This window comes from Streptomyces sp. NPDC044571 (genome assembly GCF_040647115.1).
In the GTDB taxonomy this organism is placed as follows: Bacteria; Actinomycetota; Actinomycetes; order Streptomycetales; family Streptomycetaceae; genus Streptomyces.
Genome location: NZ_JBEZBN010000024.1, coordinates 72336 through 89411 on the forward strand (window position 1 = coordinate 72336; position 17076 = coordinate 89411).

The 17076-nt window shown below is 73.1% G+C and carries 21 protein-coding genes and 1 pseudogene; 4 read left to right on the forward strand and 18 right to left on the reverse strand.

Annotated features, from left to right (window positions below; all coding sequences use genetic code 11):
• Positions 1 to 38: 38 nt before the first annotated feature.
• From AB0B01_RS15510 to AB0B01_RS15540, 7 genes are all read right to left on the reverse strand, one after another.
• The gene (locus tag AB0B01_RS15510) at positions 39 to 665 is read right to left on the reverse strand and encodes a nucleoside/nucleotide kinase family protein (protein WP_361718097.1); all 627 of its coding nucleotides are present in this window, start codon (positions 663 to 665) and stop codon (positions 39 to 41) included.
• 40 nt (positions 666 to 705) lie between these two features.
• Entirely contained in the window at positions 706 to 1386 is a 681-nt protein-coding gene (locus AB0B01_RS15515; RefSeq protein WP_361718100.1) for a M15 family metallopeptidase, read from the reverse strand.
• A gap of 80 nt (positions 1387 to 1466) precedes the next feature.
• Positions 1467 to 1670, reverse strand: coding sequence for a hypothetical protein (locus tag AB0B01_RS15520; protein WP_361718103.1), 204 nt, complete (start codon positions 1668 to 1670; stop codon positions 1467 to 1469).
• Between the two features lie 214 nt (positions 1671 to 1884).
• The gene (locus tag AB0B01_RS15525) at positions 1885 to 2079 is read right to left on the reverse strand and encodes a hypothetical protein (protein WP_361718106.1); all 195 of its coding nucleotides are present in this window, start codon (positions 2077 to 2079) and stop codon (positions 1885 to 1887) included.
• Between the two features lie 170 nt (positions 2080 to 2249).
• Positions 2250 to 2444 carry a hypothetical protein gene (locus tag AB0B01_RS15530; protein ID WP_361718109.1) on the reverse strand — a complete coding sequence of 65 codons (195 nt, stop codon included), beginning with the start codon at positions 2442 to 2444 and terminating at the stop codon, positions 2250 to 2252.
• A gap of 106 nt (positions 2445 to 2550) precedes the next feature.
• Positions 2551 to 4068 (reverse strand): glycerol kinase GlpK, encoded by a 1518-nt coding sequence (gene glpK, locus AB0B01_RS15535; protein WP_361718112.1) that lies wholly within the window; start codon positions 4066 to 4068, stop codon positions 2551 to 2553.
• Positions 4069 to 4158: 90 nt separating this feature from the next.
• On the reverse strand, positions 4159 to 5013 hold the full coding sequence (locus tag AB0B01_RS15540) for an MIP/aquaporin family protein (RefSeq protein ID WP_361718115.1): 855 nt from the start codon (positions 5011 to 5013) through the stop codon (positions 4159 to 4161).
• Positions 5014 to 5371: 358 nt separating this feature from the next.
• Between AB0B01_RS15540 and ppk2 the strand changes: the two genes are divergently transcribed.
• Positions 5372 to 6319, forward strand: coding sequence for a polyphosphate kinase 2 (gene ppk2 / locus AB0B01_RS15545; RefSeq protein WP_361718195.1), 948 nt, complete (start codon positions 5372 to 5374; stop codon positions 6317 to 6319).
• Positions 6320 to 6329: 10 nt separating this feature from the next.
• Here the strand turns inward: ppk2 and AB0B01_RS15550 are convergent, their stop codons facing one another.
• From AB0B01_RS15550 to AB0B01_RS15575, 6 genes and pseudogenes are all read right to left on the reverse strand, one after another.
• Positions 6330 to 7202: an SDR family NAD(P)-dependent oxidoreductase gene (locus AB0B01_RS15550; RefSeq protein ID WP_361718118.1), complete on the reverse strand. Its 873-nt coding sequence runs from the start codon at positions 7200 to 7202 to the stop codon at positions 6330 to 6332.
• Positions 7199 to 7795 carry a TetR/AcrR family transcriptional regulator gene (locus AB0B01_RS15555; protein ID WP_361718121.1) on the reverse strand — a complete coding sequence of 199 codons (597 nt, stop codon included), beginning with the start codon at positions 7793 to 7795 and terminating at the stop codon, positions 7199 to 7201. The genes AB0B01_RS15550 and AB0B01_RS15555 overlap by 4 nt, the downstream gene beginning before the upstream one ends.
• A gap of 72 nt (positions 7796 to 7867) precedes the next feature.
• On the reverse strand, positions 7868 to 8218 hold the full coding sequence (locus tag AB0B01_RS15560) for an STAS domain-containing protein (protein WP_361718124.1): 351 nt from the start codon (positions 8216 to 8218) through the stop codon (positions 7868 to 7870).
• A 458-nt stretch (positions 8219 to 8676) separates the two neighbouring features.
• Positions 8677 to 8943, reverse strand: coding sequence for a hypothetical protein (locus AB0B01_RS15565; RefSeq protein ID WP_361718127.1), 267 nt, complete (start codon positions 8941 to 8943; stop codon positions 8677 to 8679).
• A gap of 28 nt (positions 8944 to 8971) precedes the next feature.
• The gene (locus tag AB0B01_RS15570) at positions 8972 to 9358 is read right to left on the reverse strand and encodes a VOC family protein (RefSeq protein WP_361718130.1); all 387 of its coding nucleotides are present in this window, start codon (positions 9356 to 9358) and stop codon (positions 8972 to 8974) included.
• A gap of 80 nt (positions 9359 to 9438) precedes the next feature.
• A pseudogene (locus AB0B01_RS15575) lies at positions 9439 to 9889 on the reverse strand (ATP-binding cassette domain-containing protein).
• On the opposite strand from AB0B01_RS15575, the gene AB0B01_RS15580 reads away from it, so the two are divergent.
• Positions 9858 to 10001, forward strand: coding sequence for a hypothetical protein (locus AB0B01_RS15580; protein WP_361718204.1), 144 nt, complete (start codon positions 9858 to 9860; stop codon positions 9999 to 10001). The pseudogene AB0B01_RS15575 and the gene AB0B01_RS15580 overlap by 32 nt on opposite strands.
• Before the next feature lie 51 nt (positions 10002 to 10052).
• Here the strand turns inward: AB0B01_RS15580 and AB0B01_RS15585 are convergent, their stop codons facing one another.
• Positions 10053 to 10502, reverse strand: a complete 450-nt coding sequence (locus AB0B01_RS15585; RefSeq protein ID WP_361718133.1) for a hypothetical protein — start codon at positions 10500 to 10502, stop codon at positions 10053 to 10055.
• Entirely contained in the window at positions 10487 to 12382 is a 1896-nt protein-coding gene (locus AB0B01_RS15590) for an FUSC family protein (RefSeq protein WP_361718136.1), read from the reverse strand. The genes AB0B01_RS15585 and AB0B01_RS15590 overlap by 16 nt, the downstream gene beginning before the upstream one ends.
• A 217-nt stretch (positions 12383 to 12599) precedes the next feature.
• Here AB0B01_RS15590 and hemC point away from each other — a divergent pair, with 217 nt between their 5' ends.
• A complete protein-coding gene (gene hemC, locus AB0B01_RS15595) occupies positions 12600 to 13538 on the forward strand; it encodes a hydroxymethylbilane synthase (protein WP_361718139.1) in 939 nt (312 codons plus the stop codon).
• 25 nt (positions 13539 to 13563) lie between these two features.
• The gene (locus AB0B01_RS15600; RefSeq protein ID WP_361718142.1) at positions 13564 to 14748 is read left to right on the forward strand and encodes a Gfo/Idh/MocA family oxidoreductase; all 1185 of its coding nucleotides are present in this window, start codon (positions 13564 to 13566) and stop codon (positions 14746 to 14748) included.
• 78 nt (positions 14749 to 14826) lie between these two features.
• Here AB0B01_RS15600 and AB0B01_RS15605 read toward each other — a convergent pair whose 3' ends face one another.
• The 3 genes from AB0B01_RS15605 to AB0B01_RS15615 form a co-directional block, all read right to left on the reverse strand.
• Entirely contained in the window at positions 14827 to 15441 is a 615-nt protein-coding gene (locus AB0B01_RS15605; RefSeq protein WP_361718145.1) for a hypothetical protein, read from the reverse strand.
• The gene (locus AB0B01_RS15610) at positions 15438 to 15719 is read right to left on the reverse strand and encodes a hypothetical protein (RefSeq protein ID WP_361718148.1); all 282 of its coding nucleotides are present in this window, start codon (positions 15717 to 15719) and stop codon (positions 15438 to 15440) included. Before AB0B01_RS15610 ends, AB0B01_RS15605 begins: the two co-directional genes overlap by 4 nt.
• Before the next feature lie 94 nt (positions 15720 to 15813).
• Positions 15814 to 17052: a cytochrome P450 gene (locus tag AB0B01_RS15615; RefSeq protein ID WP_361718151.1), complete on the reverse strand. Its 1239-nt coding sequence runs from the start codon at positions 17050 to 17052 to the stop codon at positions 15814 to 15816.
• Positions 17053 to 17076: the final 24 nt, after the last annotated feature.

Sequence of the window (17076 nt, forward strand, 5' to 3'; positions counted from 1 at the left end):
CCCTCGATCGCGGCGGCGATGCGGTGACCCGCACGCACTCACTCCACGACGAGGTCCGCGCGCATGCGCCCCGGCGCGACCAGGCGGGCGTTCGCCTCGTCGGAGCGCGCCACCCACTGCCGCGCGTACGCCTCCTCCTTGCCGTGGCGCACATGGCGCTCGACCAGCCGCCGCACCCGCAGCCCGTCCTGCGGGGCCAGGAACCACACCTCGTCCATCAGCGCCCTGACCTGCGCCCACGGCCCTGCGTCGTGGAGCAGGTAGTTCCCCTCGGTGATCACCAGGGGGACGGCCGGATCGACCCGGATGCTCCCGGCGACCGGCTCCTCCAGCGAGCGGTCGAAGGCGGGCGCGTAGACGGCCTCGGCGGAGGCGTCCGCGCCGCCGGATGCGCGCAGCCGACCCAGCAGCGCCGTGTACCCGGCCGCGTCGAAGGTGTCCGGCGCGCCCTTCCGGTCGGCCCGGCCCAGGCGCACCAACTCGGCCTGGGCGAGGTGGAATCCGTCCATGGGCACCACCACGGCCAGCTCCGGGCCCAGCGCGTCCGCCAGCCGCGCGGCCAGCGTGGACTTGCCCGCACCCGGCGCTCCCGCGATCCCCAGGATCCGCCGGCCGCCCGCCGCCGCCAGGCGGCGGGCCCGTCCCTCCAGCTCTGCCCTCTCCATCCGCCCATCCTGCACCCCCGCCCCGCCCGCCCGGGGCGCACTAGGTGCCGTCGGTGGAAAAGTGCTGGTAGTCGGGGGGATGCCAGCGGCCTCCCCACTCCCATCCCACGTCCTCGAAGGCCCGGATGACGGCGTCCCCCGGGCGGATCATGCCGGGCCCGGCAGGGTCACGGCGCAAATGGGACCGGCCCGCGGAGGGGTGCGCGGTGCCGTGGCGGTCCACGTACGGGTTCTCCACCGGGTTGATGTCGACGGCCATGCCGTACGCATGCCGCGAGAGGCGCCCGGGGTCGCCGGTCACCTGGCGGCAGTTGAAGGCGGAGGTGTTGTCATCGGCCATCGACTTCCGGTCGTCGCCGCCGTACGCCGCCGCCGGCCGCATGCGGCGGATCGGGAACCCGGCCTCCAAGGCCTCGCCGAACACGTGGAGGAGGGGCCGGACCGCGTCCTCGTGCACGAGGATCTCACCCCGGTGGAGCGCGCCGTCGAAGCCCCAGTGGTTCATCCGGATCAGCCGCAGCCGGTCGGGTGCGACCGGGCAGCCGGGCCGGTACGTGGCCGCGAGTGCGGCCGCCGAGGCGACCGTCACCTCCGCCGCCAGTTCCGGCCGCGGCATGCGGGGCGGCGGCCCGGCCGGGACCGGCCCCGCGCAGGACAGCGCGGCAGTGCACCACACGCCGACCGCCGTCACCACGGCCGGGGCGAGGCGGCGCAGCGCCACGCGGTGAACGGTCCGGACGCGGCCGCCCGGGTCCGCCGTACGGACCGGGCGGCCTCCCGGGCACGGAGCCGGCCGACGCATCAATCGCCGGTCGACGGGCCGCGCTTCCCGGGCCTGTCCTGCTGCCGCGTTTCGTCGGACTGCTTGTCGGCCGCCGTGTCCGACGAAGACTCGCGCTCCCTGCGGCGCCGGTCCATGATGGACGGCTTCACATGGGGCCTGCGGCGCTCGCGGTCTCCCTCGTCGTGCAGTGGCGCTCCACCGGCGCCGCCCTGGTCCTCCATCGCGGACTCCTCTCGGATACCCCCCCACACCTGCCCCCTGATCCTGTCGGCTGGCGGCTGCCCGGCCGCCGACCGGCCAAACCTGCGCACCGCGGGACGGGCCGCCCGGGCGTGCTGTCCGGCAGGCCGCCGCCGGGCCGGGCGAGCCCGGTCCGGCGCGGAACCCCGGCCCGACCGCAGGCGTAGGCCGCCCGCTGCCGCGCACTCCCGTCGGTCAGGGGCGGCACACGGCTGCGGGCGAACCGCGGCCCGGACCCTCGGCGCGCATGCTCCCCGTCTGGTGGAACCAGTAGTCGCCGGCCGCGACGTAGCGGCCCGGTTCCGTCCGCCTCCCGTCCCGGGGTGCGGCGTCGGCGGCCAGGGCGGCGACATATTCGGTACGGAGGGTGGGCGGCGTGCCGTCGGGCATGGACAACTCCTCGGTGGGACCAGGGGTACGGGGTTCATTCCCGGGGTTCATCCTTGGGCCAGACCCGCCGCACCGCATCCCGAGACCGCGACGACGCACCGCCTTCACCCGTGCGTGTGCGCCGCCCGGCGCCGACGAGGCCGTCGGCGCCGGGCCCGCTTGCGGCTCGCTCACCGTGCTTCGCCGGCGGGCCGACCGGCCCCGCCGGTGCCCTGAGTTCGGGCCCGGGGAGTACGGGTCGCGGGGGCGCTGCCGTACGGGCGGGTGTCGAGCTCCGTCGTCTCCTCCTTGAGCTCCTGGATCATCTGCTTGGCCCGCTCCTTGAGCTTCTCGGCCTTGTCCTTCGGTGCTTCCCTCTTCGTCATGCCTGCCCTTCCTCGTTCAGTTCGGGCTCGTTCAGTTCGGGCTCGTTCCGTTCGGGCTCGTTCCGTTCGGGTTCTGCCGTGCCGGGGCCCTGTCCGGCCCGCGAGCTCAGGCGACCTCGGCCCAGTTCAGCGTCCGTTCCACGGCCTTCTTCCAGCCCGCGTAGCCCTCCGCGCGCTGCTCCTCGGTCCACTTGGGCTCCCAGCGCTTGGATTCCTGCCAGTGCGTGCGCAGTTCGTCGGTGTCCCGCCAGAAGCCGGTGGCCAGTCCGGCCGCGTACGCGGCGCCCAGAGCGGTGGTCTCGGCCACCACCGGGCGGCTGACCGGGACCCCGAGGACATCGGCCTGGATCTGCATGCACAGGTCGTTCGCCGTCACACCGCCGTCGACCTTGAGCACGTCGAGGTGGACACCGGAGTCCTGCTCCATGGCCTCCACGACGTCGCGGCTCTGGTAGCAGATGGCCTCCAGAGTGGCGCGCGCCAGATGCCCGTTGGTGTTGTAGCGGGCGAGGCCGACGATCGCACCGCGGGCGTCGGAGCGCCAGTACGGGGCGAAGAGGCCCGAGAAGGCGGGGACGAAGTACATCCCGCCGTTGTCCTCGACGGTGCGGGCCAGCCGCTCGCTCTCCGCCGCATCGCCGATCACCTTCATCTGGTCGCGCAGCCACTGGACGGCGGAGCCGGTGACCGCGATGGAGCCCTCCAGCGCGTAGATCGCCGGGCTGTCACCGAACTGGTAGGCGACCGTGGTCAGCAGGCCGTGCTGCGAACGGACCAGTTCGGTCCCGGTGTTCAGCACCAGGAAGTTGCCGGTACCGTACGTGTTCTTCGCCTCGCCGGGCGCGTAGCAGACCTGGCCGACGGTCGCCGCCTGCTGGTCGCCCAGGACCCCGGTGACCGGGATCGCGCTGCGCAGCGGCCGGGACGTACGGGTCGCCCCGAAGGCCTCGGGGTGCGAGGACGGGCGGATGGCGGGCAGCATGGCCCGCGGGACGCCGAAGAAGCCCAGCAGCTCGTCGTCCCAGTCCAGGGTCTCCAGGTTCATCAGCATCGTGCGGCTGGCGTTGGTGACGTCCGTGGCGTGGACTCCGCCGTCCGGGCCGCCGGTCAGGTTCCACAGCACCCAGCAGTCCGTGTTGCCGAACAGGGCGTGCCCGGCCTCCGCCGCCTCGCGGACCCCGTCGACGTTCTCCAGGATCCACTGGATCTTCCCGCCGGAGAAGTACGTGGCGGGCGGCAGGCCCGCCTTGCGGCGGATGACATCGCCCTGCCCCGAGCGGTCCAGCGCCGCGGCGATGGAGTCGGTACGGGTGTCCTGCCAGACGATCGCGTTGTAGTACGGGCGCCCGTTGCGCGGGTCCCATACGACGGTCGTCTCGCGCTGATTGGTGATGCCGATCGCCGCCAGGTCCTCGGCTTCCAGGTTCCCGTGCCGGAGGGCGTTCTGGATCACCGAGTTGGTCCGTTCCCAGATCTCCACCGGGTCGTGCTCCACCCATCCGGAGCGCGGGAGTATCTGCTCGTGCTCCAGCTGGTGCTTGGCCACCTCGTTGCCGGAGTGGTCGAAGATCATGAAACGGGTGCTGGTGGTTCCCTGGTCCACCGCGCCGATGAAGTCCGCCATGGCGGTTCCCGCCTCTCCTGTGGGATGGGCTGCTGGGACGGGCTGCGCGGGCGTCACGCAGCGCCGGGGATGCTGTGGGCCAGTGCCCGATCAGGTCTCGGATTCGTCCGGTCCTGGCATGCGTCCGGGCGGTTCCGCCTCTGCCGTCGGCAGGTACCTGCCGATGAAGAACTTGTACAGGGCCGCGCCGACCAGGGCTCCGATCAGGGGACCGATGATCGGCACCCAGAAGTAGAAGTTGCCGTATTGATCTCGCCATGCACTGCCGTACCCCGTGATGAAGCTGGCCAGACGGGGCCCGAAGTCACGGGCCGGGTTGATCGCGTAGCCCGCGTCGGTGCCCCAGGCCATGCCGATCGCCACGACGATCAGGCCGATGATGAACGGGGCCAGGTTGGCGCCGGGAGGCGTGTTGAACAGGTCCGTGACGGCCAGGATCAGCAGCATCAGGATCGCCGTCCCGATGATCTGGTCGCGGAAGGCTCCCCACTCGTGGACCGGAAGATTCGGATTGCCGTTGGCCGGCAGGGTGGAGAACACGCCCTGCGTCTTGATGGTGTGGCCGGGATCAGCCTTGGCCAGCGCCTCACTGTAGTTCCAGCGCACCAGCAGGGCCGCGACGAAGGCGCCGGCCGTCTGGGCGAGGGCGTAGGGAGCCACACGGCTCCACGGGAATCCCTTGAACGCCGCGAGTGCCAGGGTCACGGCCGGGTTGAGGTGGGCGCCACTGAGCCGTGCGGCGACGTAGACGCCCAGGGTGACGCCGAGGCCCCAGGCCCAGGCGATGCTGTCGTGGTTCCCGAGGCCGCCTGGCGGGGTGGTGAGCGCCCCGCCCGCGACCACCTGTGCCACCACGCCCACGCCGAAGAGGATGAGGATCATCGTGCCTGCGAATTCGGCCGAAAGCTCTCCGATCAGGCCGGACCTTTTGAGCCGCTCAGCCATGGGGGCCCCGCTTTCCGCCGGCCAAAGCCGGCTGTCAAGCCGCGATATGGGCGGAGAAGTATTTCCTTGTGGACTTCGCGAGGTGGGGGCTCCATGGAATGCACGCATCCACGCGCTTCACATGGTCACTCGATTCACCTGGTCACTCGTTCACGGACTCGTGGATTTCGCGAAGTGGGCGCTGCCCTCCGGGGCCGTCCTTCCGCACACCGGCGGTGTCTGCCGGAGTGCTCCGGCCCGGGGTGGGGCCTGCCTCTGCTCCAGCGTACGTGCGATGGCGCTACCTCACCTGTGCGCGGCATGACGGGCCGCGTTGGGGTATACGCACGGCGTGGAAGGTCCCTCGGTGAACGACGGCATGCCCGGCGAGGCTCAGCAGCAGCTGCTCCGGGGGCTCAGCGTGGACGCGAGCCGCCCCGAGCAACCCGTGCTGCTGGACGCCGAGGGCGCGGCGATCCAGACGTGGCGGGAGAACTATCCGTACGACCGCAAGGTGCGCCGCGCGGAGTACGAGCGGGCCAAGCGCATCCTGCAGATCGAGATGCTCAAGCTCCAGCGGTGGGTGAAGGAGTCCGGAGCCCGGGTGGCCGTCCTGTGCGAGGGCCGGGACGCGGCCGGAAAGGGCGGCACCATCCAGCGGTTCACCGAGCGCCTCAACCCTCGCGGGGCGCGCATCGTCGCCCTCGACAAGCCCACGGAACGCGAAGCGGGGCAGTGGTATTTCCAGCGCTACACCGCCCACCTCCCCTCGCCCGGGGAAATCGTCTTCTTCGACCGGTCCTGGTACAACCGGGCCGGGGTGGAGCGGGTGATGGGCTTCTGCAGCGAGGAGCAGTACCAGCTCTTCCTGCGCCAGTGCCCCCTCTTCGAACGCATGCTCGTCGAAGACGGGATCCACCTGATCAAGTTCTGGTTCTCCGTCTCCCGCTCCGAGCAGCGCACCCGCTTCGCCATCCGCCAGGTGGACCCCGTACGGCAGTGGAAGCTCTCCGGCACCGACCTGGCCTCCCTCGACCGGTGGGACGACTACACGGCCGCCAAGGTGGACATGTTCCGCGCCACCGACACCGCCCACGCCCCGTGGACGGTGGTCAAGAGCAACGACAAGCGCAGGGCCCGGCTGGAAGCCATGCGCAGCCTCCTGTGGCGGCTCGACTACGCCAGGAAGGACCCGGCGGCGGTGGGGGAGCCCGATCCCCTGATCGTGGGCGCCGCCGACACCCTCCTGGAGGCCGGGGAGGAGACGACGTCCCTCTCCCCGACGCCGCTGGCTCCCATCCCGAGGCACACCGTGCGCAGGCCCTGAACCGAGTGCCTCAGCGGGCCGCCGCGGCAGCCGTCGACCGAGGGGCCGGCAGCGGGAAGTTCCGCCGCATCACGGCGTCGAAGGCGGAATCCGGCAGGGCCCGCTTGGCCAGCATGACGGTGCGGGCCAGCGCCCCGATCGCGTACCGCGCCCGCGGCCGGCGCGCGGTCGCCGCCCGGACGATCACCTTCGTGGCCGTCTCGGCCGGAACGGCGCCGTTGCGGCGGCGGAAGGTACGCCGGGCGTACATGTCCGCCAGCTCGGCACGGAAGCGGCCGTACGGGTCGGCGGGGTCCGCCTCCGCGCCCATGGTGGCGACCGCAGTCGAGCCGAACTCCGTGATCGTCGGCCCGGGCTGGACGACGGTGACCTCGATGCCGAACGGGGCCGCCTCCAGGCGCAGCGAGTCGCTGATCGCCTCGACCGCGTGCTTGCTCGCGTGGTAGAAGGCCCCGCCGGGCGGGGAGAACCGGCCCGCCATCGAGGAGATGTTGACGATCCGGCCGCGCCCCGCCCGCCGCATGCCCGGCAGCACCAGCTGGGTCATCCGGACCAGCCCGAAGACGTTCGTCTCGAACTGGTCGCGGATCTCCTGCGCCGTGGCGGCCTCGACCGGTACGTGCAGTCCGTACGCGGCGTTGTTGACCAGGATGTCCACGCTGCCGTGCGCCTCCTCGACGTGCCGTACGGCAGCGGCCATCGAGGCCTCGTCGGTCACGTCCAGGGCAAGGGTCGTGATGCCCTCGGCGGCCAGTGCGGCCAGTGCCTCGGGCCGTCGGGCGGTGGCGTACACGCGGTGGCCGAGCCGGTGCAGGGCGAGCGCGCTGCTCCTGCCCATGCCCGAGGAGCAGCCGGTGATCAGAACGGACTTCGGGGAGGTCATGCGGGAGCCTTTCGACTCAGGAGGTCCCAGACGGCGTCCTGCGCCTGGGTGAGGGCCTGGGGGGAGAGCCGGGACAGCCCGTCGGGGCGTTGCTGCCTCAGCAGCCCGGTGAACGCCCCGACGGCGAGGGCGATCAGGTGCCGGGCGTCCCCGTCCCGGATGGCGCCGGCCCGCTGGCCGCGCTCGATGAAGTCGCTGCCGACCCGGTCGATCTCGGCGGCGAGTTCCCGGCTCTCCGGGGCGAGGAAGGTGTCGTGCTGCTGGTGCTCCAGGAAGACGAACGCGTCCAGGTGGGCCGAGGCGTAGCGGGTGAGGCCGGTCCAGAAGCGGTCGAACTCCTCGCGGGTGGAGGCGGCCGGACCGCCCTCCGCGAGAGCCCGGGCCATCTCGTTGAGCAGGGCCCCCTTGGCGTACTGGAACGCGGCGTTTCCCAGCGCCTCCTTGCTCGGGAAGTAGCGGTAGATGCTGCCGACCCCGACCCCGGCGCGCTGGGCCACGGCGGGCACCTGGGTGCCTTCGTAGGTCCGCTCGGCGAAGAGGGTGATGGCCGTGTCGAGGAGCAACTGGGCGAGGTCAGGCTTGCGCGGTGTCACGGAATGAATGTTCATTCCGCCAGGTGTTCCCTGTCAAGCCCGGGGGTGGTGGGCAGGGCCTCACGGGGCGGTTCAGGCGGACCGGGCCCGGGCCCGGACACGCGCTTCGGCGAGGGTGGGCGCGATGTCCAGTGCGTCCTCCGAGCCGGACATGTGCAGCAGCTCGGCGAACTGCTTCGGCACCGGGCCGGCCACCACCAGGCTCTCCTCCCCGTGTGCGGTCAGCAGCACGTTGAGCAGCGAGGAGTCGGCGAACGCCACCTGGGCGATGTCGACCACCCGCCGCGCCCCCTCGCGCGCCGCGGCCGCGAGGACCTCCTGGAGCGGGGCGACGCTGTCGACGTCGAACTCCCCGGACAACACGACGGCGCGTACCCCGTCCTCGTCGAGCAGGACCTGCACCCGCGGACTGTCGTAGGCCATCCCGTGCCGATTCCCGTGATTCATTCCGATTCGTCCCTTTCCGCGTGCCCATACCGGAGCGACCGAAAACAGCACCGGCCCACGGCGGTCCGCTCGGCGCAGTCGGCCGACGGCGCCGTATGTCGCCCGTGCCGCATGCCGGCTGTGGAGCAACAGCCGTACTGAGGGAGGAGGCCGTCATGGCGTCCGAAGCCGACGCGTTCCCGGCCGAGGTGCTGCCGCTCCGGGTGGCCGTCGAAAGGGCGCTCCACCGGGGCGACGCCCGGCCGAGGTCCGAGCACAACACCGTCTCCGTCAACGGCAAGCCGACCGCGCGCTGCGGACCACCCATGTGTACCGCCGCGAGAACGGCCGCTGGCGCATCGTCCACCGCCACGGCGACCATCCGCCCGAGGAGCCGGGCGCGCGTGAGCCGGGGGCGGCCGCCGGACGCGCCCCCGGCGTACGCGAACACCGGCTCACAGCGCGTGGAGCGCCGCCTCGCAGGCGTGGCAGCGGCGGTCCTCGGAGGCCGGCGGGTACCACGGCTCGCCTGGGCCGCCGGGGCTGTAGTGCGCGTGTTCCATGGGGTCGGTGTCCAGGCCGCAGAGCGTGCGGGGGAGCGGGTCCTGCGGTACGTCGGGGTCGGCTCCGGCGGCGTGCACCGCGACCACCACGGGCTCGACGCCGTCCGGGCCGAGGGCCCGGTCCGCCGCCAGCTCGAACAGCACGACGATCGATCCCATGCCCGCCGTCCCGGTTCCGGTCCGCGGTCTAGGAAGCGTCGCCCTGCTGGATGACCGAGAGGATGTTGCCCGCAGGGTCGTTGAACCACGCGATGGAGGGTCCCGGCGGGTTCTCCCGGGCGATGCCCTTCGCGTCCTGCCCGAACCCGTCGTACCGCTCGAAGGTCACACCCCGTGCGGCCAGGTCGTCGACGGCCCGGTCGATGTCGTCCACCGGAAAGTTCAGCACCGTGAACGTCGCGGGCGTGTGATTGTCCTTCGGGTAGAGCAGCACGGAGGTGTCCCCGGCCAGATGCAGGAACAGCATGCCGTTCTCCTCGGAGACCCGCAGCCCCAGCGTGTCACCGTAGAACTGCTTCGCGCCCTCGATGCTGTCGACCGAGTACCCGCTGAATGCCCTGCTGTCTCCCAGCATGGTGGATGCCCTCCGTTCCCCCGGGAATCGACCGGCGCCCCCGCGCCCCATTCTCCCTCCGATCCGCCCCGGTCACCCGTTCACGCCGCCTCCATGTCGTCGCGGCGGACCTCGATCCGGTCGGAGGCCGGATCGACCGCCACCCGGTCCTCCATGCCCAGGGCCCGCAGGAACTTGTACGGGAGCTGCACACGGCCGGTGCGGTCGAGCATCACGTACTCGCGCTCGCTCACCGACTCCGTCCCGTGTTCGTCGGTGACCGTCCGCCGCAGCACCTCGCCGCTGGTGCGGCCGTCGCGGATCGCCACCGTAGGCCGGACCTCGCCCGCCACGAGCGGGTCGTGGGTCACGATCACCACGGTCGTGCCGAGTTGCCGGTTCACGGTTGTTCAACAGGGTCGACTTGCCGCTGCCCGACGCACCGACCAGCGCGATCAGGTCCCCCTGCGCGACGGTCAGTTCCAGCCCCTGCAGAGCCTGCACCTCGACCCCGGCCGTGGTGGAGATCCGGACCAGGCGGTCGCAGACGATGGCCCGGCCCCCGTCGCGGCCCGGCGGCCCGGCTGCGGCCGACGCCACCCTGATGGAGCTCGCGGACCACGTGGTGGAACTGCGCGACGGGCGCATCGCCGTGCCGGTGTAGCCGTGGGCGGCGGCCCTGCCGGTACGGCCCTCGCGCCGCCTGCTCGCCCTCTCACGGATGCGGCACCCGCACCGGTGGTCCGGCCACGTGCTCCAGGTCCGCGGTCAGCGCATCGAGCCAGACCAGCGCCGTGAAGAACAGCGGGGGCTCGTCGGCGCCGAAGCCGGCTCCGGGGAACGGCGGCCCGGGCAGGTCCGGCGGCCGGGCGGGCGGCCGGGCGGGCGCGTCGGCTCCGCCGGCGGCGCCCTTCGGCGGCGCGAGCCGTACGGCGGCCCGCCGCATCCCCCGCCCCACGGCGGACCCGTACCCCCGTACCAGCGCAGCCGCCTCCGCGCCCGGCGGCCTCCCGTCGGGGCTTTCCAGGACCCGCCGCGCGCCCCACAGCACGTGGTGCCCCGTCATCAGCACGGCCTGCCAGTCCGGGCCCGGACCGGGCGGCCGCTGGGTCTCGCTCTGGTACTGCGCGTACGCCGTCTCGGCCATGATCAGGGCATGCCGCACCCGCCACTCCCGGCCCTCGAACGCGTCCTGTCCGGCATCGGGCGGCGCGGCGGGACCCTGGAGGGCGACACCGTCCGTGGTCGCCTCCACGTGGTCCCCGCACCGTCCTGTCCGGCATCGGGCGGCGCGGCGGGACCCTGGAGGGCGACACCGTCCGTGGTCGCCTCCACGTGGTCCCCGCACTCCACCAGCAGACGGGCCACGGCCCTTCCCAGCTCGTCGTGGGCGCCCCGCGGCCAGGCGAGCAGCCCGCAGACGAAGCCGATCGCGCTGCCGATGAGAACGTCCACGAACCGCACCTCGGCCAGCTGCCACGTGGCGGGTGACAGCTGCGCGAACACCAGCGCGATGACCAGCGTGAACAACGCCTGCGACCAGCCCACCCCGCGCACCGGCCCGATGCAGAACGCAGCCAGCATCAGCGGCGGCAGCACGATCTCGTACACGGTCGTCGCCGTGCCCGCCAGGGTGAGGATGCCGCCCGCCGCGAGCGCGCCCAGGCAGGTCCCGGTCAGCGCGGCGCGCACCGCCGCCCGTGTCTGCACCGCGGTGGTCCGGGTGAGGCTGAGGACGGCCAGCATCGCCCAGAAGCCGTGCGGCAGCGAGCCCAGCGCGGCCACCGTCCGGGCCGCCGCCAGCGCCAGACTGATCCGCACCGCGTTCTGGAAGTGGACCGACCGGGGGCCGGCATGCCCGGCGAGCCGGTGCCGGTACAGCGCGGCCTCGCTCTGCCGTGCGTACCAGAACCGGCCCGTCGGGTGGTCCGCCTCCGCCTCGGCCTCCGACACCGCGGTCCGGCCCCGCACGGCGATGTCGGCCGCCATGCGCAACGCCAGCGCCGCGTCCGCGACCTCCAGCAGCAGGGCCTGCCGCCGCCGGACCCCCGCCACCGGGACGGGCACCGCCTCCGCGAGGTCGGCGCGCCGCCGCCGCAGCTCCTCCGCCCCGGCGGGGCGACCGCCGTCCCGCAGCGCCCGGGCCACCGCGTCTGCCGTCGCCTGCACCGCCCGTACGAGCTCCAGGCCGGGCGGCGCCGGGGACCGCCCGGCCGGGGGCGTCGGCAGGTCGCGCAGCCGGCGCAGCAGGGTACGGGCGGCAAGCCCGGCGTGGGCCAGGGCGCGCTCGCGCAGCCCGGGCCCGGCCGGCCTCTCGGCCTCCGGCACCCGCGAGGACCGCAGCGCCTCTCCCGCCGCCGAGGACTGCGCCGCGAGCGCGCCGGAGACGACGTGCGGCAGGTGGGCCAGCGCGGCAGCGAGCCGGGCCGCCGTCGCCGCGGCATCGGCGGTCCGCTCCCGGTACGTCGGCACCGGCGGGTCGGGCAGCAGGTACCGCTCGGCGGCGAGCAGCAGCAGCGCACCGGCGGCGGTACCCGCCAGCCGATCGCCCAGGGCCTGCGGGGCGTACGGCGGGAAGCACGGCAGGATGTACATCAGCTGGAGTCCCGGGACGGCCCCGGCCGTTCGGGGCCCGGCCGCCGACGAGAAGGCCAGACAGAAACCGATGACCAGCATCCCCGCCACGGCGGCCCAGTCCCGTACCGCCAGCCAGGTGCCGACCAGCACCAGGAGGCAGGCCGCGGGCAGCGCCCCGCCGATGACGGCGGCCCGCTGCCGGCCGGTGCCCGGGATCCGGGACAGCCCGCCCAGCGAGACGGCCGCGAACAGCGCGTAGGTGGCACTGACCGGCCGGTCCAGCCCGTACAGGAAGCCGTAGAAGCCGGTGCACGCGGCGAGGGTCAGGCGTATCGCCCGGCGCGCGGCCGACGGCCACGGACCGGTCCCGGTCCGCAGCTCCTGCGCGGTCCGCGACAGCGCCGACACCCGCCCGGCATCCGGACCGGCCCGGTCGCCGCCTGCGCCACCCCTGGGTTCCGTGGCCATCCGGCACCGCCTGCCCGTTCACGGTCCCCGGTTCCCAGCGTGCCAGGGGCGCCCTGCCGCGTCACTTCGGCGCCGCGGGGGACGGCGCGGACCGGGTTCTCCACGGGACCCGCGCCCGCCCGCGACCGCCCCGATCCCAACAGACTGTCGGAAACCGCACGGTTGTCGGCCCACTAGGCTTGACCAACGACCTTCGCCGTACGAGGAGTTGGCAGGCATGGGTGATGTGTTCGTCGTCGGGTCCCGGGCCAGCGCGCTCGCGAAGCAGCAGGTCAGGGAGTGGCTGGAGCAGATCCGGCCCGCGTTTCCCGAGGTGGTCTTCAAACGGCTGCTGATCACCGAGGGCGGCGACCGCGACCGGACCACCTCCACCCTCGCCGAGGTCGCCAAGACGTCCGGCGGTTCCGCGTTCTCCTCCGACCAGGAACACGCCCTGGTGACGGGCGCGGCCGACATCATCGTGCACTCCTTGAAGGACCTCCCCACCCGCGTCGCCGACGGCACGGTGCTGCTGACCACCCCCGGCCCGCGCCAGGACGTACGGGACGTGCTGTGCGGCGCCACGCTGGACGAACTGCCCGCAGGGGCCGTCGTCGGCACCGGCGCGCCCCGCCGGATCGCCCAGCTCCTGCACCTGCGGCCCGACCTGAAAGTCGTCCCGATCCGCGGCAACGTACCGACCCGGATCAAACACGTCGGACGCGCGGGCATGCATGCCGTGGTGCTCGCGGCCGCCGGACTGAACCGGCTGGCCATGACACCCCCCGCGCACCAGCGGCAGATCCTCGACCCGTCCGTGTTCCTCCCGTCCCCGGGTCAGGGGGCGCTGGGCATCCAGGTCCGCGCCGATTCGCCGGCCGCCCGCCTGCTCGCCGCGACGGGCGACACCGAAATGGACGCCTGCGTACGGGCCGAGCGCGCCCTGCTCGCCGAACTGCACGGCGGCTGCTCGGTCCCCGTGGGAGCCTGGGGCCGCATCGGCTCCGACGGCCGGCTGCACCTGTCCGCCGCCGTCACCTCGCTGGACGGGGCCGTCCAGGTCACCGCGGAGGGCGCGGGGCCCGTGGACGCTCCGGAGAAGGTGGGGGCCTCGGTGGCCGCGGACCTTCTCGAACAGGGCGCGGCGGACGTGCTGGCCGCCATCAGGGAGTCCTGAGCACCCGAGTCGAGGGAGACGGCTGATGCGGGACGTACGGATCGGAGTCCTCGGCTACGGCTTGCGCGGCAGCCTCGCCCGCGTCGCCCACCGCCCGGGTCGCGGCGCGGCCGTGACCGCCGTCGCGGACCCCGACCCGCGGGCCCGTGCGCTCGCCGCCACCGCCTTCCCCGGCGCCCGGACCTGCTCGGACCACCGCGAGGTCGTCGGCGCCCCCGATGTGGACGCCGTGCTCATCCTGACCCCGGACCACACGCACGCAGAGGTGGCCTGCCCCACGCTCGCGGTCGGCAAGCCCGTCTTCGTCGAAAAGCCCCTCGACATCTCGGTGGAGCGCTGTGACCGGATCCTGCGGACCGCGTACGAGACCGGCACCCGGCTCTACGTGGGGCACAACATGCGACACATGCCGGTGGTCCGCCTGATGCGCCGACTGATCGCGCAGGGTGCCGTCGGGCAGGTCAAGACGGTCTGGATCCGCCACTTCGTCGGCTACGGCGGCGACTGGTACTTCAAGGACTGGCATGCCGAGCGCCGGTACACCAACGGCCTCCTGCTCCAGAAGGCCGCGCACGACATCGACGTACTGCACTGGCTGGCGGGCTCGTACGCCCAGGACGTGCAGGCCCTCGGCGACCTCATGGTCTACGGCGACAACCCGCACCGCCGCGCCCCGGGCGAACCCAAGGCGCAGGACTGGTACACCGAGACGGGCCACTGGCCGCCGCACACGCAGCGCGACCTGAACCCGGTGATCGACGTCGAGGACGTGTCCCTGATCAACCTCCGCCTGGCCAGCGGAGTCCTCGCCGCCTACCAGCAGTGCCACTTCACCCCCGACTACTGGCGCAACTACACGGTCATCGGTGACGCCGGACGGCTGGAGAACTTCGGCGACGGCCCGGGGAGCGAGGTGCGGGTGTGGAACACCCGGCGCTCGGCGTACCGGGCCGAGCCGGATGCCACGCACACGGTCGCGCAGGTCCGGGAGCCGGGCGGGCACGGTGGCGCGGACCCACTGCTGGTCGACGAGTTCCTGCGCTTCATCCGCGAGGGCGGGACGACGGACACCTCATCGGTCGCCGCGCGGATGGCCGTCGCCGCGGGATGCGGGGCGACGGAGTCACTGCGCGACGGAGGGACCCCGCGGAGGGTCCCCCCGCTCGACCCCCGACTGAGCGCCTACTTCGACAACGGCCAGCGTCGTTAGGCCGCCAGTCGTCGGGTCCGTCTGGGCGTCCGCGCGCCGCGGATGTCGGCGCCGACGGCGGGCATCACGAACTGCTCGTCAGCGTCCGTGCTCAGAAGCCGCCTTGGCCGCGCCGAGGGGGCGCTTGTAGTACCGCCAGGGGAACCAGCCGGCACCGACGGGGATCCAGCCCTCCGCCTCCATCCGCCGGTGCCGGCCGCCGGAGGCGAGCGTCACCCGGCAGTGCTCCCAGGGGTGGTCGGACGCCTCCACCTCGTGGAAGAGCGGACCGTACCCGACGAGGTGCCAGCCGTCGCGGCCGGCCTCCGCCAGGGCGGCCATCTCGGTGAACGCGGACACCGGACTGAGGATGCGGCGCTCGGCCGCACCCGCGCCGCCGGCGACCGGTCCGGCTGCGGTGGCGTCCGCGGCCTTGCCCGCGAACCGCTGCTGGGCGGCCTGGCGGCTCACTCCCAGGACGCGGCCGACGGTGTCCCAGCTGTGCCCGGCGGCCCTGGCCCCCTGGACGGCCTCGCGCAGCAGCCGGCTCGCCTCCTCGGCGCCGACCCGCGAGGCATCCACCAGGCGCAGGTATCCGTCGGCGTCGTGCTCCAGCGACTCGGCCAGCCCCTCGGGGGCGCCGAGTACGGCGGCGGCGATGCCCTCCCGGATGCGGACGGCCTCCTGCGCGCCGAGCAGCGGCTCGCCGCTCATCGCCGTACGCCGGGGAGGGGCTCCAGCGCGTCGAGAACGTCCGCGTCGCGGCGCGCCCGGTCGGCCGTACGGGCGGTGGCGCGGGGGGCCAGGGCGGCCACGGTCGCGATCAGCCCGAGTTCCACCGCGACGAGCGCCGCCCAGGCGGCCGTGCCCAACCGGTCGGCGAACAGCGCCGTCAGGGCGGGCAGGATCGCGGTCAACGGGATCAGTGCGACGTACGAATGGTCGGCAGGGGAGGCGTCCTCGGGGGACACCTTCGAGTTCAAGATCCGCATGTGTCAAGGAAACCTTGACATGATCGCGTTGTCAAGGATTCCTTGACGCGCCGCCGCCGCCGCGGCCCGCAGCTCGCCGCATGCGGCCTGTGGCTCAGCTGCGGATGCCGTCGCAGGCGATCCGCAGATGGCGCGGCCCGCGCAGCACCGCGTTCTGCCGGTACGGCGGCGGGTCCTCCAGCAGGCGCGGGTTCTCCAGGCGGCGCGCCAGCTCGCTCAGGGCCGTCTGCGCCTCCAGGCGGGCCAGCGGCGCGCCGAAGCAGCTGTGGATGCCGCTGCCGAGCCCCAGGTGCTGGACGTCCTTGCGGTACGGGTCGAAGCGGTCCGGATCCGCGAATCGCCGCGGGTCGCGGTTGCCGGAGGCGAGGATCAGCCACATCGACGAGCCCTTGGGAATGGTGACCCCGTCGACCTCGATGTCGGTGAGGGGAGTGCGCTGCGGCAGCAGCTGCACCGGCGGCTCGAACCGCAGCAGCTCCTCCACCAGCGGCACCGCGAGCCCCGGGGTCTCGCGCAGCTGACGCAGCACGTCCGGATTGCGCAGCAGGGTGAGCATCCCGTTCGTGATGAGGTTGACGGTGGTCTCATGACCCGCGATCAGCAGCAGGGCGGCGGTGCTGAGGAGCTCCATGGTGCTCATCGCCCCCTCCGGCCCCTTCCCGGTGGCCAGTTGGGAGAGCATGTCCTCGCCGGGGTTCTTGCGTCGCTCCTCGATCAGCCCGGCCAGGTACATGCCCAGTTCCATCCGGGCGTCGTGGGTGGTCTTCTGCCGCTCGTTCGGGTCGGCGTCGGGATCGGGGTCGAGGCTCGCCGCGAGCGTGTCGGCCCAGACGTGGAAGCGCGCCTCGTCCTCCCGCGGAACGCCCAGCAGCCGGCAGATCATGGTGACGGGGAACGGGTAGGAGAACTGGTCGACCAGGTCGATCTCCGAGGGATCCCCGAGGTTGTCGATGAGGCCGGACACGATGGTCTTCAGGTCCCCGCGCATCCCGTCGATCCGGTGCGGTGCGTGCGGGGGGCCGAAGGGCCGGTTCGTCATCCGCCGGAGCCGGTCGTGCTCGGGCGGGTCCAGCTTCAGGAAGCTCGGCGGCAGCGCCGCGGCCTCCTCCTCGGACTCCTCGGCCAGCGGATCCTTCGCCGCCGCCGCCAGGTTGCGGGAGTCCGAGCTCAGCCGCGGGTCGTGCAGCAGGCTCTGGATCTCGTAGTAGGTGCTGATGACGTACGGCCCGTTCCCGTCGTGGTACACCGGGGTCTTGCGCAGTTCCTCGTACAGGGGATAGGGGTTCGCCCGGTTGGCGTAGTTCAGGATCTCGCTCAGGATGCCTTGCGTCATGCGGGCCCTCCGAGGACGTGCGGG